The sequence below is a fragment of the Mycolicibacterium sp. TUM20985 genome, from assembly GCF_030295745.1.
GTDB lineage: Bacteria > Actinomycetota > Actinomycetes > Mycobacteriales > Mycobacteriaceae > Mycobacterium.
Map to the genome: position 1 here is coordinate 3770316 of NZ_AP027291.1, position 14735 is coordinate 3785050.

Sequence of the window (14735 nt, forward strand, 5' to 3'; positions counted from 1 at the left end):
CCCAGTGTGGCAAGTCCGCCGCGGCGACGTCAGCGCACCACCACGGTCGACGGAACGCGTGGCGCGCCCAGAGCGTCCCGGTGCGACGGCGGCCGGCGGCCGTCGACGTCGGTGATGCCGTATCGGTCGGCGAGCTCGGCACCGATCAGCGTCTGACCGCTCAGCTCGCCCAGCGCCGGATCGCGGTGCAGTGCGTCGATCAGACGCCCGGTGAACTCGGGCGTCTCGGCGTGCCGCGCGGTCTTCGCCAATGCCTCGGGCCGGCGAGAGAAGGCGCTGCGGAACTTCTCCGTGAGGAGGATGCCCATCCAGATCGACACGGTCGTCACGCCGGTACCGGCGAAGTCGACGGCCATGTCGGCCGCGAGCTTGTCGACACCCGCCTTCTGCGCGCCATACGCGGGGCCGTGCATGTAGCACACCGACCCCGGTGAGGAGGTGAACGCGATGAGTCCACGGCCGTTCGCCAGCATCAGCGGCGCAGCGTGCCACGAGGCCACGTAGGCCGATCGCAAGCCGACGTCGAGGACGTCGACGAGTTCTAGCGGCTTCTCCCAGAACGGCTTCGAGCCCGTGAGTTGGTCGTGGACCGCCGCCGCGTTGTTGACGAGGAGATCCAACCTGCCGTCGCAGTCGTCGGCGACGCGGGAGAAGAGGGCGGCCACCTGAGCGTCGTCCCGGTGGTCGACGGTCACGGCGATGCCGCCGGCCCCGGTCTCGGTGACCGTCCGACCGGTCGAATAGACCCGCCAGCCCGCTGCCAGCAGCGCGGTGGCGATGCCGCGTCCCGCACCTCGGCTGGCCCCGGTGACGACGGCGACGGGCGCCCGGTCTTCGGTCACGTCCGGACTCAGTCGGGCAGCCGCAGTTCGGGCTTCTCGACCTCTTCGATGTTCACGTCCTTGAACGTGATGACCCGCACCTGCTTGACGAAGCGGGCGGGACGGTACATGTCCCAGACCCACGCGTCGGCCAAGCGGAGCTCGAAGTAGACCTCGCCGTCGGCGTTGCGCGGCACCAGTTCCACGCTGTTGGCGAGATAGAACCGGCGCTCGGTCTCCACGACGTAACTGAACTGCCCCACGATGTCCTTGTATTCGCGGTACAGCGAGAGCTCCATCTCGGTCTCGTACTTCTCGAGATCTTCGGCACTCATCGGTTCAGTGGTCCTCCGGTCGGTATTCGGTACATCTTTCCTCAGGCCCAATCGGCGTGCCGCCCGGCCTCCCGCTGGAGCCCACCCGACGTACGTTGATGAACGAGAAGCGGTGCTCGCTACAGGGGCCTCGCTCGGCCAATGCCGCGGTGTGGAAGGCGGTGCTGTAACCCTTGTGCTCGGCGAAACCGTAGCCGGGATGCCGGGTGTCCATCTGCACCATGAGACGGTCGCGGCTCACCTTGGCCAGCACGCTGGCCGCAGCGATGCAGGCCGCCGCGGCGTCACCACCCACGACCGGCAGCGACGGCATCGGCAGCCCCGGCACCCGAAAGCCATCGCTCAGCACGTAACCCGGCCGTAGGGGCAGGCCCGCGACCGCGCGCCGCATCCCCTCGATGTTCGCCACGTGCACCCCGCGTCGATCCACTTCCGTCGACGGGATGAACACCACGTAATAGGCCAACGCATAGCGTCGAATCAGCGGAAACAGCCGCTCGCGCTCGCGTTCGTTGAGCTTCTTCGAGTCGTCGAGAGACGACAGGCTCTCCAGCCGATTGGGGCCCAGCACGCACGCCGCGACGACGAGCGGTCCCGCACAGGCGCCGCGCCCCACTTCGTCGACCCCGGCCACCGGGCCAAGACCACCGCGATACAGCGCAGATTCGATCGTGCGCAGGCCCGCGGACTTGCGGATCACGGCGCGAGGCGGCCAGGTCGCCGGCACTCAGCACTCCTACTGAGACGTCTGCGGATCGACGGCGGACACGCTGCCCCACCGTCCCGGGGGCCATGCGATGAACCGCGCCTTGCCGATCACGTTGTCGACCGGAACCGTGCCTGCCATCGGGTCACCCGTGCACAGCAGACCCTTCTGGGCGTCCGTGGGTTGGTTGGTGCAATGTGCGCGCGAGTCGGCCGAGTGCGTGCGGTTGTCACCCATCACCCACAGCCGGTCCGCCGGGACCGTGATGGGGCCGAATTCATTGCCCAGGCACGGGTAGATCTGCGGGTCGGCCATCATCGTGTTGGCGTCGAGGTACGGCTCGTTCAGCTTCTTGCCGTCGACCGTGAGCCCCGTACTGGCCCGGCATTCGACCGTCTGACCACCGGTCGCGATCACGCGCTTCACGAGATCGTTCTCGTCGGGCGGCACGAAGCCGATGAACGAGAGCGCGTTCTGGAGATAGCGGATCGGGGTGCTGTCCGAACGGATCGACTTGTAGCCGATGTTCCACGCGGGCGGTCCCTTGAAGACGACGACGTCACCCGGCTCCGGCGAGCTGAACCGGTACGTGACCTTGTCCACCATGATCCGGTCCCCGACGCAGCCGGCGCAGCCGTGCAGCGTGGGTTCCATGGACTCCGACGGGATCAGGTACGGCCGCGCCACGAAGGTCAGCATCACGTAGTAGAGGACGAGCGCAATGCTCAGCAGGATCGCGGCTTCGCGGACCGCGCCACGCTTCTTCTTCGGCGGATCCTCGTCGACGTCATCCCGCTCGACGTCAACCCCCTCGGTGGCGTCGGGGGCGTCAGAGGGTCCGGTCACGCCTTCAGAGTAGTCAGCGCGGTGCGTGGCACCGCGCTGCTCGGGATCCAACCGTCACACCCGTCCGGGGGCAGTCTCGGCGCTGATCAGCGCTTCTCCTTGATCTTGGCCTTCTTGCCACGGAGTTCGCGGAGGTAGTACAGCTTGGCGCGTCGCACGTCGCCGCGGGTGACGACGTCGATGTGGTCGATGTTCGGGGAATGCACCGGGAAGGTCCGCTCGACGCCGACGCCGTAGCTCTCCTTGCGCACGGTGAAGGTCTCGCGAACGCCGCCACCCTGCCGACGCAGCACGACGCCCTTGAAGACCTGCACGCGCTCCTTGGAACCCTCGATGACCTTCACGTGGACGTTCACGGTGTCGCCTGGGTTGAAGGGCGGGATGTCGTCGCGGAGCGACGGCTTGTCGATGAAGTCCAGGGTGTTCACGGTGACACTTCCTCGTGGTTCGGATTTACTGATCGTGGTCTCGTTGCGGCCGTGGACATCACGTCGCTGTGCGTCGTGGAGCCGGGCCGAGGTCTTGCGTGGTATCGCGCATCAGGGGGGATGGTGTTCCCCGTCGTGCACAGACAACTGGTCAATTGTGCCAGACGGGCACCTCACCGACGAAATCGTGTGCAAACGGCGGATGAACGACGCTGGCCAAACGGGGTTCGCCTACGGGCGCGGCTTTGAACCCCAGCCGTTAGGGTATTCATTGGGCACACGTTCGATTCGTTCGACTCATTCGACCAATGGAGGGCCATGTTCCCGCGGCCGTCGAAGCTGCTGATGGTGACCGCGGTCGCGTCAGTCGCCATGACGGTCCTTGGCGGATGCGAGGCCAAGGTCTACGGGACGCCACCGGCCCCAGCGTCGCCCCCACTCATCGTGGTCGCCCCGCTGGGCAGCATGGCGCCGCTGCCGGAGGCACCGCCCGACGAGCCGGCCGCCGCATTCACCGGATTGGATGTCCGGGAGCGTCAGGCCACCGCGGCGGCATCGGACTCCGGCGCGGACATCACCGTCGCGGTCCTCGACCGCAACACCGGCCAACTCGTCACCAACGGCGCCATCGGCACCGTCGCGATTGCCTCGGTGGTCAAGCTGTTCATCGCCGACGACCTGCTGCTGCAGGTGTCCAAGGGACAGACGCGGCTCTCCCCCGACGACCGCACGGCCTTCGACCGAATGCTGCGATCCTCCGACGACAGCGCCGCGGAGACCTTCTGGAACCGCAGCGGCGGCAGCGCGATCATCAGCCGGGTGGTGGCGCGCTACGGGCTGTCCGCGACGCGGGCTCCGAGCAACGGCCGGTGGTTCAACACGATGAGCACCGTGACCGATCTGGTGCGCTACTACGACATGATGTTGGCGGGCACGGGCGGATTGCCGCCCGAGCAGGCCAGCGTGATCATGTCCAATCTTGCGGCGTCCACCCCCACCGCGCCCGACGGAATGGTGCCCGGCGGCGTCTACCCGCAGCGGTTCGGGATCCCCGAGGGCCTCTACGCCGAACCCGTTGCGGTGAAGCAGGGGTGGATGTGTTGCATCGGCTCGGACTGGTTGCACGTGTCCACCGGCGTGATCGGACCGGATCGTCGCTACGTCATGGCGATCAGCTCCATGCAGGCCACCAACGCCGAGACCGCCCGGGCGACCATCACTCAAGCCGTCAAGACCATGTTCCCCGGCGGCCGCATCTAGCTCAGAGCAGGTCGGGTCTGCGCTCGCGGGTGCGCTGCACCGCCTGTTCGCGACGCCACGACGCCACCTTGGCGTGATCGCCGGACAACAGCACCGGCGGAACGTCGAGCCCGCGCCAGCTCGGCGGGCGCGTGTAGCTGGGTCCTTCGAGCAGGCCGTCGGAATGCGAATCGTCTTGATGCGAAACGGGATTGCCGAGGACGTCCGGCAGTAGGCGGACCACAGCCTCGATCATCACCAGAGCCGCCGACTCCCCACCCGGCAGGACGTAGTCCCCGATGGAGACCTCCTCGACGCGCATCCTCGCGGCCGAATCGTCCACCACCCGTTGGTCGATGCCCTCGTAGCGTCCGCACGCGAACACCAGGTGTGATTCGAGGGTCCACCGCTGCGCGTCGGCCTGCCGTAACAGTCGGCCCGCGGGTGTCGGCACGATGAGAAGGGTGTCACCGGTGCACAATTCGTCGAGGGCCTCACCCCACACCGGCGCCTTCATGACCATGCCGGGGCCACCCCCGTACGGGGAGTCGTCCACCGAGTGATGCACGTCGCGAGTCCAGCGCCGCAGGTCGTGCACCGCGATGTCGACGGTTCCGTTCGCAATCGCCTTGCCGGGCAACGATTGCCGAAGCGGATCGAGGTAGTCGGGGAAGATCGTGACGACGTCAATGCGCATGACGCACCTAGATCGAGTCCAGGTCGAGCAGGCCCTCCGGAGGGTCGATCTCGACGAGGCCGTCGTCCAGGGATACCGCGATCACGATGGCACTGACGAACGGCACCAGGATCTCCGGGCCGTCCCCTTCGCCGGGTCGTACCGCCAGGATCTCTCCCGCCGGGGTGTGCAACACCTCGCCAACGGTGCCGACGTCGAGGCCCGCCGTGGTGCGCACCCGCAGCCCCTCGAGTTGATGATCGTAGAACTCGTCGGGATCCTCGATCGGCGGCAGGTCGGCCGTGTCGACGACGAAGAGGCTGCCGCGCAACGCATCTGCCGCATCACGGCTCGCGACCCCGTCGAGCCGGACCAAGAGACGGCCACCGTGTTCGCGCATCGAGTCGACGACGAAGTTCCGTTCGCTCTTGTCGCGTGCCTTGGCCCGCAGGGCGGTACCCGGCGCGAACCGGTCGTGCGGGTCGTCGGTGCGAACGTCGACGACGACCTCGCCACCGATTCCGTGCGCCTTCACGACACGTCCGACGACGAGGTCCATGGTCGAGTCGTCTACTGGGCTTCTATTGATCCGTGTCCACCACGTCGACGCGGATACCGCGGCCACCGATACCGGCGACCAAGGTGCGCAGCGCCGTCGCGGTGCGGCCACCGCGACCGATGACCTTGCCGAGGTCGTCGGGGTGCACGTGCACCTCGACGGTGCGGCCGCGGCGGTTGGTCACCATGTCTACGCGGACGTCATCCGGGTTGTCGACGATGCCGCGCACCAGGTGCTCGACGGCGTCGACGACGACAGTGCTCATTCGGCGGCGGCGGGTGCGGCCTCGGCAGGTGCCTCGGCGGCCTCAGGCGCCTCAGCGGCCTCGGCCTCGTCGGCCTTCTTGGCCGGGGCCTTCTTCTTCTTGGTCGTCGTGGCGTCACCGGTCGGCGCGTCGTCGGCCGCGGCGAGCGCTGCGTTGAACAGGTCCAGCTTGCTGACCTTGGGCTCCTTGACCTTCAGCGTGCCCTCGGCACCCGGCAGGCCCTTGAACTTCTGCCAATCACCGGTGACCTTGAGCAGCGCGAGCACGGGTTCGGTGGGCTGGGCTCCAACGCTCAGCCAGTACTGCGCCCGCTCGGAGTCGATCTCGATCAGGCTGGGATCTTCCTTCGGGTGGTACTTGCCGATGACCTCGATGGCGCGGCCGTCGCGACGGTTGCGCGCATCGGCGACGGAGATGCGGTACTGGGGGTTGCGGATCTTGCCGAAACGGGCGAGCTTGATCTTGACAGCCATGGTGAAACGAATTCTCCTGTGCTTGCCGCGCTTGCAATTCAGCGACGCGAGCGGGTTGCCCGGTCCGGTCTTGCCTTGCGCGTGTGACCGCCGCACAGCCGGAGTCGTGCGGTAGACAGCCGCCAATTGTGCCAGAGCCAGGTACGAGGAAGGAAATCGCCGAACTGCAGGTGACGAATCAGACGATCTTGTCGAAGCACTTCGCCTCGACGCGGCGGGTGATCCGCCAGCCTTCGGCGGTGCGGATGAACTCGTCGTCGTACCAGAGTCCGCAGAACATGATCTGACCGTCGGCGGCGTCGTTGAGCTTCATCGGGTTGAAGCACAGGATGCGCGACCTAGCGGTGTCCACGGCGGCATCGCGGATGATTTTGACGTCGAAGTTGCCGATCAGGTGTGAGTACGCCGGGAAGTTCGGCAGCACCTCCGCCAGCCACTTCTTGACGTCGGGGAACGTGCCGTCGATACCGCCGAGCTCTCGATAGTCGATGTAGGCGTCGGGGGTGAAGACCAGGTCGAGGTCGTCGAAGCGGCGGGTGTCGATCGCGGTCGAGTAGTCGACGAGGAGCTGTTGAATTTCCAGGCGGTCGGAGATCTCTTCCAGACTCAGCATCGCTGCATTCAAACACCTCGGCTGAGCGGAGACATCCCTTTAGGCCTGCGGCCCCTCCGACGGGGGCCAGTGCTCTCCCGGCGACACGTCACCCGGCTCGGTGAAGTCGCCGCGGGACAGGGGCACCCACTGGTCGGTGGGCGCGGGCTGCTTCGACGACGGGAAGTCGCGGAGCTTGCCCGACGGTTTGGCGTCCCACTGGGCGAACGTCAGGGGGGTACTCAGCCAACTCTCGAGGAGCAGATAGCACGCCTCCAGCGAATCGAGGTGGCTGCGCTCCCAGCCGTGGCTGCCGTCGAGCCCGAAGGCGACCAGCGCAGCGCGCGTGTTGGCGCCGGCCTCGATGGCGGCCGCCGCGTCGGAGCGATAGAAGCGGAAGATGTCGCGGGCGTGGGCGATGCCCCGTTCCTTGGCCAAGCGCAACAGGTTGCGGGTCAGGTGATAGTCGAAGGGGCCGTGCAGATCGGCCATCGGAATGGTCACGCCGTGCTCGAGCGAATGCTGCCCAGGGGCGCACACGGCGTTGTCGACCGACACCAACTCGGCGACGTCCGCGGGCAGCCCGCTACTGGCGCCGTGGCCGACCTCCTCGGTGATGGTCACCATGATCGTCGTGCGATGCGGCAGCACCACCTGCTGCTGCATCACGTTGCGGGCCAACGCCAGAGCGACCGCGACACCCGCCTTGCCGTCCAGATGGCGCGAGACGATGAAGCCGTCTTCGGTGAGTTCGGGGCTGGTGATGAACGCGACGAAGTCACCGACGTTGAAGCCCAGTGCGACCAGGTCATCGCGGCTGGATACGTTTCGGTCCACGCGAACCTCGACATGCTCCCAATCCGTTGGCTGCGTGTCGATCTCGTCGCCGAAGGCGTGTCCCGACGCCTTGAGCGGCATGACCGTTCCGGTGAAGAACTCCTCCATGTCGTCGGTGAAGATGCGCACCCGCGCGCCCGCGGCGAACCGCGCCGAGAACGTACCCACCGGGATCAGCTCGAGCCGGCCGTTGTCCTTCAGCTCGCGCACCATGCAGCCGATCGTGTCGGCGTGGACCACGATCGCGCGGTCGGTGGTGGTTGACTTGCCGGGGAGCTCGGCGGTCAGCGCGCCACGGCGGGTCAACGTGAACGGCACGCCGAGTTCGTCGAAGATGCCGCCGATCAACTGCATCACCGCATCGGTCCGGCCGGAGGGACTCGGTGTCTGCAGCAGGGCGAGCAAGGTGTCCACCATCCAGCTGCGGTCGTCGGTGGGCATCCGGGCGGCGGAGGGCGCGAGGTCGGTCAAGATTGCCTTTCCGGTTCTAAGAATCGTCGACGGGGAGCCTAGTGCGGCTCCGTCTCACTCGACGGGGGTGGGCTGCCACGCCCATGGCGTCGCTGCCGTGCGCGGGAAGAGCAGATCGACGAATGCCTGTGCGGTAGGACGAGGTTCGTGGTTCGCCAGCCCGGGACGTTCGTTGGCTTCGATGAAGGCGTAGTCCTCACCCTCCACCGACGGCACGATCAGGTCGATACCGGTGACCGGGATCCCGATCGCATCCGCCGCCTCGACGGCGACCTTCGCCAGGACCGGATTCAGGTCGTCGGTGACGTCGCGAATGGTTCCGCCGGTGTGCAGGTTCGCGGTACGCCGGACGATCAGACGGTCGTTGAGGGGCAGCACGTCGTCGATGTCCCAGCCCGCCTCGCGCACCGTGTCCACGGTGAGATCGTCGACCGGAATGGTGGACTCGCCGTGCGTGGCTGCGGCGCGCCGGCGGCTCTGCGCCTCGATGAGGTGGCGGATGGTGTGATCGCCGCTTCCGACGACCTCCGGGGGACGGCGCAGGGCGGCGGCGATGACCTTGCCGTTGATGACCACGACGCGCAGATCCTCGCCCTCGCAGAGCTCTTCGATCAGGACGTCGGGGTTGTGCGCGGCCGCCAGTTCGAGCGCGCGATCGAGATCCTCGGGACGGGTGACGCCCACGGTGATGCCGGCACCCTGTTCGCCACGGGCCGGCTTCACCACCACCGAGCCCACGCTCTGGAGGAATTCGTGGTCTTCGTCGGTGAAGGTGGCGGTGCGCCCCTGCGGCACCCGGATGCCCGCTTCGGCGACCACCCTGCGGGCCACCCGCTTGTCATCGCAACGGCTCATGGCGACGGCGTTGGTCAGCTCGGAAAGCGACTCGCGGGTGACGACGCTGGTCCCGCCGTGAGTCAGCTTCAGATAGCCGCCCTTGGCGTCGAGCACCTGCACCGCGATGCCGCGCATGATGGCCTCGTCGGCGATGATGCGGGCATACGGATTGAGTTGGGAGAGTTCGTCTTCGGACTTGGCCGGAGCGAAGAGCTTCTCGTTGATCGCGTTCTTGCGCTTGATCCCCAGGACGGGCACCCTGGCGAAGCCCATGCGTTCGTACAGCGCGATGGCGCCTTCGTTGTCGTGAAGCACCGACAGGTCCATCTGAGCGCGGCCGCGCCGGATGAACTCGTCGATCAGGGAGCGGACGAGCAGTCCCCCGACGCCGGGCCGCGACAGCGTGGGATCCACGGCCAGACACCACAGACTGGACCCGTTCTCCTCGTCGCCGAACAGTTGGGCGTGGTCGATCCCGGTCACCGTGCCGACGACGGCGCCGGTCGCGTCGTCGGTGACCACCAGGTACACCATGTGCGGCTGAGACTGGCTGTTGTTCCACATCAGGTCGACGTCCGCCGGGACCATGCGGCACTGCAGGTAGATGTGGTTGATCGCCGCACAGTCGGTGAGGTCGACCACCGAGCGCACCGAGAGGCCGGGCACCGGTGACGGGTCGTAGCCCAGCGGCTCGGTCAGGTCGATCCGATAGGTGAAGCTCGGATCGATGAAGAACTCCTGCGGATGCAGGGCGACGAAGACGTGCTCCGCGTCGAGGTACATGCCGATGTCGCGACGTCCGCTCGCCTCGGCACGCAACGCGTTGCCGAAGTCCTCCCAATCGTCGTAGGTCTGACCGAAGACCAGGCGCCCCCAGCCGAGATCCTGGGCCACGCCGACCTGCACGTCATCGACTGCGTCCACGGCGATCACTTGACCCCGTCGACGTGGCGGCCGAGCCACAGTTCCAGTAGGCCGATCTGCCACAACGGATTTCCCCGCAGTGGCGTGAGGTTGCCGTTGGGCTCGGCCAGGAGCCCGTCGACGGCGGCCGGTGCGAACAGGCCCCGGTCACGGGCGGCGGAGCTGAGCAAGGCGTCCCTGACGAGATCGAGGTAGGGCCCCTGCAGATGCTTGAGCGCGGGGACGGGGAAGTACCCCTTCGGCCGGTCGATGACCTCGTGCGGGATGACCTTGCGCGCCGCCTCCTTCAGGACACCCTTGCCGTCGTACGCCGTCTTCAACTCGGGAGGGCAGGTGGCGGCCAACTCGACGAGTTCGTGATCGAGGAAGGGCACCCGACCCTCCAGTCCCCAGGCCATGGTCATGTTATCGACGCGCTTCACCGGGTCGTCCACCAGCATCACCGTGGTGTCCAGCCGCAGGGCCCGGTCGGTCGCGGTCGCGGCGCCGGGCGCCGAGAAGTGGCCGAGCACGAACTCCTCGGCGACGTCGCTGCCGAGCTGCCACTGGGGCTGCAGAAGCCGGTTGACCCCGTCGTGGTCGCGGTCGAAGAACGCGGCGCGGTACCGTGCGAGCGCATCGCGCGGGTCACCGTCGGCGGCGTGGGCCATCGGCGGGTACCAGTGGTAACCCGCGAAGATCTCGTCGGCGCCCTGCCCGGACTGCACCACCTTCACGTGCTTGCTGACCTCCTGGGACAGCAGGTAGAACGCGACGCAGTCATGGCTCACCATGGGCTCGCTCATGGCGCCGATGGTGTCCGTCAGCGCCGGAAGCATCCTGGCGGTGTCGATGCGGATCTGGTGATGGTCGGTGCCGTAGTGCCGGGCGATGACGTCGGAGTACTTGAACTCGTCACCCTCTTCGCCGCCCACCGCCTCGAAGCCGATCGAAAAGGTCTGCAGCCCATGCTGTCCCGCCTCGGCGAGCAGTCCGACGATCAGGCTGGAGTCCAGACCGCCCGATAGCAGGCACCCGACGGGCACGTCGGCGACGAGACGACGCTCCACGGCGGTGCGCAGCGACGTCAGGATCGCGTCCTGCCAGTCCGCTTCGGACCAGTCGGCCCGCTCGGCGGAACGCTCGAACTCCGGCGCCCAGTACGTCTCCGTGGTCCTGGTGCCGTCGGCCTCGATGCGCATGATGGTGCCGGGCTCCAGCTTTCGGACGCCCTTGAGGATCGTCCGCGGCGCAGGCACCACCGAGTGGAAGCTCAGGTAGTGATGCAGCGCAACGGGATCCAGGTCGGTGTCCACCCCGCCTGCGGCGACCAATGCCGGAAGTGACGAGGCGAAGCGCAGCGCACCCGTGCCACCACCGTCGTTCACGTCGCACCAGTAGAGCGGTTTGACGCCCAACCGGTCGCGGGCCAGGACGACACGTCCGGTGGTGGTCTCGGCCACCGCGAACGCGAACATCCCCTTGAGGTGGTCGACCACCCGTTCGCCCCACTCGCGGTACCCCTTGAGGATGACCTCGGTGTCACTGTGCGAGAAGAAGCGGTAGCCCAGGCCCAGCAACTGCTGGCGGAGCTCCGGGTAGTTGTAGATGCAGCCGTTGAAGGCGACCGTCAGCCCCATTTCCGGGTCGTGCATCGGCTGGTGACCGCTGCTCGACAGGTCGATGATCGCGAGCCTGCGGTGGCCGAACGCCACTGCGCCGTTCGCCCATGCGCCGCCGCCGTCGGGACCGCGCGGGACCATGCAGTTCGTCATCGCGCCGACGGCCCCGAGATCAGCGGGGCGTCCTCGAGCGATTTCGCCGGCAATGCCGCACATGGTGATCGACTCCCTCGGTGGTGTCAGCGTTGGCGTGGCCGTGGCCAGGGCACGACGTTGTGAGCCTGGCGCCGGGTAGCCCCTTTCCGGGCGAGCCAAACCCCGGGGGTGGCCCGGGCCACCCGCCGGATGGGTAGGCTCACCCTCCATGGTCAGGCTCGTCGGCGCCATCGCCGTGTCCCTCGTGGCGCTCCTGGTGGGTTCACCGGCCGGGTGGGCGGACTCCGGCGTCCGCCAGGTCGGCACCGCAGCGATTCCGAATGGGCCCGCGCCCGCGTGGATCGTCGCCGACCTGGATACCGGCCAGATTCTTGCTGGCCGCGATGAGTACGTCACCCATCCGCCCGCCAGCACGATCAAGGTCCTCCTCGCGCTGGTGGTCCTCGACGAGTTGCCGCTGGACGCCACCGTCGTGGCCGACGAGGCGGACGCCAAGACGGAGTGCAACTGCGCTGGGGTCGAGGCGGGCCGTACCTATACGACGCAGGAACTCCTCGATGGGCTGCTGCTGGTGTCGGGCAACGACGCGGCCAACACCCTGGCTCACATGCTCGGCGGCACTGACATCGCGGTCGCCAAGATGAACGTCAAGGCCGCCGCGCTGGGGGCTACCGGTACGCGGGCCGGGTCGCCGTCGGGGCTGAACGGGCCCGGTATCGACGGTTACACCACACCGCACGACCTCGCCGTCATCTTCCGCGCCGCGCTGGCCAACCCCGTGTTCTCGGCCATCACGTCATCCCCCACCGCGCCGTTCCCCGGCGAGGCAGGGCCGGTGACGTTGATCAATCAGGACGAGATGCTGATGCGCTATCCGGGCATGCTCGGCGGCAAGACCGGCTTCACCGACCCGGCCCGCAAGACCTTCGTCGGAGCCGCGCAGCGTGACGGTCGACGGCTGGTGGTCGCCATGATGTACGGCCTGGTCGTCGAGGGTGGACCTACCTATTGGGACCAGGCCACCGGCCTTCTGGACTGGGGTTTCGCGCAGGACCGCGCAATGGGGATCGCCGCGCTGTAGCGCACCCGGACTTCCGACACCAGATGGAGACCTGATCGCGCGCTGGCCGAGTCACGAGCTCCCTACGCTCGCGTCGTGCGAAGACCCATCGCGGCGCTGACGTTCCCTGCGCTCGCCCTCGTCACGACCCTGATCCTCGCCATCGCGCCGGCGGCTGTGGCCCAGCCGGGAGGCGAACCCGTGGGTACGGTCGCCGCCCCACCGGATGGCCCGGCCGCAGCGTGGCTGGTCGCCGACCTCGACAGCGGCCGGGTGGTCGGCAGCCGCGACCCCACGACGGCGCGCGCGCCGGCTAGCACCATCAAGCCACTGTTGGCGATGGTCGTGCTCGACCACCTCAACCCGAATTCGTTCGCGAGGGCCAACCAGAGCCACACCAGGGTCGAGTGTTCGTGCGTTGGGCTGGTGCCCGGTCAGGTCTACACCACCACCCAGCTGCTCTCGGGGCTGCTGATGGTGTCGGGGAACGACGCCGCGAACATGCTCGCCGACATGCTTGGTGGCCAGCGGGCGGCGGTGGCCGCGATGAACGCAAAGGCGCAGTCGCTCGGCGCGCGCAGCACCCGCGCGAACTCCCCCTCCGGGCTCGACGGGCCCGGCTGGGAAACCGTCACCACCCCGTACGATCTCGCGCTGATCTATCGCGAGGCACTGAAGTATCCGCTGATCGCGCAGATCTTCCAGTCTCCGACGGCGCAATTCCCGGGCAAGACCCTCCAGGCGCAGAACGAGCTGCTCGAGCGCTACCCCGGCGACTTCGCGGGCAAGACCGGATACACCGACCTCGCACGTAAGACGATGGTCACTGCCGCACAGCGCAATGGGCGGCGGCTGCTGGTGGTGTTGATGTACGGCAGCGGCGATCTCTACGGGCAGGCGATCAACTTGTTCGACTGGGGTTTCGGCCAGCCGGCCTAGGTTCCGCCCCGCCCGCTCCCCTCTCGCATGGGAGGGCACTAGCGGCCACGCAACATGACCACCCTCGGATTGCCGATCACCCCGGCGGTCGCGCACGAGCTCACTACTGGTCCGACCTCCGACGGGGTGCGTCTTTGCTGCAATGTGGCGATCCACTACTGCATTCAGACGTGAACTGGAGACGCACGTACTGCAAATTCACGGCACATGGCTGAAATTCGCGCTGTTAACACGAAGGTCCACATAAAACGCAGCCTCTTCAGATAGATTCGCCACGACACCTGTCATTTCAGCAAAGACGACGCCCTGATGCGTTGGTCATGCTGCGCCTCGGCAACCAACTCGAATCAAGGGGAATCCCATGGCTGGGAAGCATCGCAGCGGCACACCGAGGACGCACCGGCGCGACGGTGGTGACCATCGCGTCTTGCCGGTGTCGAACTGGCTGGGTGCTGGAGCGGTCACACTGGGATTGGGTGCGGCCCTCATCGCCAGCGCAGGACTGGCGCAGGCCGAACCGACGGGCTCGGACGGCGGGTCATCCTCGGCGTCGAAGACGAACGCAGGAAGCACCGGTACGTCCGACGGTTCGGAAGCATCGTCCTCCAACGATCACGGCGCCACGACCACATCCGGTTCGGCGAACGGTGCGAGCGACACGGCCGACGGCGAGGGCGGCACTTCGTCTACGCCGTCCACCCCGCCATCGGGCACTTCGGGTTCCACTACGTCCACCCCCACCTCTCCCGGACAGCGTCCCCGATCGAGTCACACGGCTGGTGAGGACGGTGCCGCGCAACATGACGCGGTCGCCTCGAGCACCCGGCCAATCACCAGCGTCAGCAGCGTCTCGAACCAAGGATCATCGGCTTCTGCCTCGGCGCCGTCGCCCGACCCACAGCCTTCGACCAGTGGCGTCTCGGATTCACCCAGCCAAACGATCATCAAGCCGAACGTGCAGTCGTTCGCT

At 67.4% G+C, this 14735-nt stretch carries 17 protein-coding genes; 3 read left to right on the plus strand and 14 right to left on the minus strand.

Annotated features, from left to right (window positions below; all coding sequences use genetic code 11):
- Positions 1 to 29: 29 nt before the first annotated feature.
- The 5 genes from QUE68_RS18510 to rplS all read right to left on the minus strand — a co-directional run bounded on the left by QUE68_RS18510 (position 30) and on the right by rplS (position 3136).
- Positions 30 to 842 carry an SDR family NAD(P)-dependent oxidoreductase gene (locus QUE68_RS18510; RefSeq protein WP_284227599.1) on the minus strand — a complete coding sequence of 271 codons (813 nt, stop codon included), beginning with the start codon at positions 840 to 842 and terminating at the stop codon, positions 30 to 32.
- Positions 843 to 850: 8 nt separating this feature from the next.
- Positions 851 to 1156, minus strand: a complete 306-nt coding sequence (locus QUE68_RS18515) for a DUF2469 domain-containing protein (RefSeq protein WP_024450376.1) — start codon at positions 1154 to 1156, stop codon at positions 851 to 853.
- A 4-nt stretch (positions 1157 to 1160) separates the two neighbouring features.
- The gene (locus QUE68_RS18520; RefSeq protein ID WP_284227603.1) at positions 1161 to 1883 is read right to left on the minus strand and encodes a ribonuclease HII; all 723 of its coding nucleotides are present in this window, start codon (positions 1881 to 1883) and stop codon (positions 1161 to 1163) included.
- Between the two features lie 9 nt (positions 1884 to 1892).
- The gene (lepB, locus tag QUE68_RS18525; RefSeq protein WP_284227604.1) at positions 1893 to 2708 is read right to left on the minus strand and encodes a signal peptidase I; all 816 of its coding nucleotides are present in this window, start codon (positions 2706 to 2708) and stop codon (positions 1893 to 1895) included.
- Positions 2709 to 2794: 86 nt separating this feature from the next.
- A complete protein-coding gene (gene rplS, locus QUE68_RS18530; RefSeq protein WP_284227605.1) occupies positions 2795 to 3136 on the minus strand; it encodes a 50S ribosomal protein L19 in 342 nt (113 codons plus the stop codon).
- A gap of 318 nt (positions 3137 to 3454) precedes the next feature.
- Between rplS and QUE68_RS18535 the strand changes: the two genes are divergently transcribed.
- Positions 3455 to 4396 (plus strand): serine hydrolase, encoded by a 942-nt coding sequence (locus tag QUE68_RS18535; protein ID WP_284227606.1) that lies wholly within the window; start codon positions 3455 to 3457, stop codon positions 4394 to 4396.
- Between the two features lies 1 nt (position 4397).
- Here QUE68_RS18535 and trmD read toward each other — a convergent pair whose 3' ends face one another.
- The 8 genes from trmD to QUE68_RS18575 form a co-directional block, all read right to left on the minus strand.
- Entirely contained in the window at positions 4398 to 5072 is a 675-nt protein-coding gene (gene trmD, locus QUE68_RS18540; protein WP_284227607.1) for a tRNA (guanosine(37)-N1)-methyltransferase TrmD, read from the minus strand.
- Between the two features lie 7 nt (positions 5073 to 5079).
- Entirely contained in the window at positions 5080 to 5610 is a 531-nt protein-coding gene (gene rimM / locus QUE68_RS18545) for a ribosome maturation factor RimM (RefSeq protein WP_284227608.1), read from the minus strand.
- 22 nt (positions 5611 to 5632) lie between these two features.
- Positions 5633 to 5875 carry an RNA-binding protein gene (locus QUE68_RS18550; protein WP_029114920.1) on the minus strand — a complete coding sequence of 81 codons (243 nt, stop codon included), beginning with the start codon at positions 5873 to 5875 and terminating at the stop codon, positions 5633 to 5635.
- Positions 5872 to 6348 carry a 30S ribosomal protein S16 gene (rpsP, locus tag QUE68_RS18555; RefSeq protein WP_284227611.1) on the minus strand — a complete coding sequence of 159 codons (477 nt, stop codon included), beginning with the start codon at positions 6346 to 6348 and terminating at the stop codon, positions 5872 to 5874. The genes QUE68_RS18550 and rpsP overlap by 4 nt, the downstream gene beginning before the upstream one ends.
- A 178-nt stretch (positions 6349 to 6526) precedes the next feature.
- Complete coding sequence (locus tag QUE68_RS18560; protein ID WP_284227612.1) at positions 6527 to 6961, minus strand: nuclear transport factor 2 family protein; 435 nt, start codon at positions 6959 to 6961, stop codon at positions 6527 to 6529.
- Positions 6962 to 7000: 39 nt separating this feature from the next.
- Positions 7001 to 8218 carry an osmoprotectant NAGGN system M42 family peptidase gene (locus QUE68_RS18565; RefSeq protein ID WP_284231085.1) on the minus strand — a complete coding sequence of 406 codons (1218 nt, stop codon included), beginning with the start codon at positions 8216 to 8218 and terminating at the stop codon, positions 7001 to 7003.
- A gap of 84 nt (positions 8219 to 8302) precedes the next feature.
- Positions 8303 to 10009, minus strand: a complete 1707-nt coding sequence (ngg, locus tag QUE68_RS18570; RefSeq protein WP_284227613.1) for an N-acetylglutaminylglutamine synthetase — start codon at positions 10007 to 10009, stop codon at positions 8303 to 8305.
- A gap of 5 nt (positions 10010 to 10014) precedes the next feature.
- Entirely contained in the window at positions 10015 to 11826 is a 1812-nt protein-coding gene (locus QUE68_RS18575; RefSeq protein ID WP_284227614.1) for an N-acetylglutaminylglutamine amidotransferase, read from the minus strand.
- Positions 11827 to 11974: 148 nt separating this feature from the next.
- On the opposite strand from QUE68_RS18575, the gene QUE68_RS18580 reads away from it, so the two are divergent.
- Positions 11975 to 12847 (plus strand): D-alanyl-D-alanine carboxypeptidase family protein, encoded by an 873-nt coding sequence (locus QUE68_RS18580; RefSeq protein WP_284227615.1) that lies wholly within the window; start codon positions 11975 to 11977, stop codon positions 12845 to 12847.
- Between the two features lie 75 nt (positions 12848 to 12922).
- Positions 12923 to 13765, plus strand: a complete 843-nt coding sequence (locus tag QUE68_RS18585) for a D-alanyl-D-alanine carboxypeptidase family protein (RefSeq protein ID WP_454786278.1) — start codon at positions 12923 to 12925, stop codon at positions 13763 to 13765.
- A gap of 768 nt (positions 13766 to 14533) precedes the next feature.
- Here the strand turns inward: QUE68_RS18585 and QUE68_RS18590 are convergent.
- The gene (locus QUE68_RS18590) at positions 14534 to 14710 is read right to left on the minus strand and encodes a hypothetical protein (protein WP_284227617.1); all 177 of its coding nucleotides are present in this window, start codon (positions 14708 to 14710) and stop codon (positions 14534 to 14536) included.
- Positions 14711 to 14735: the final 25 nt, after the last annotated feature.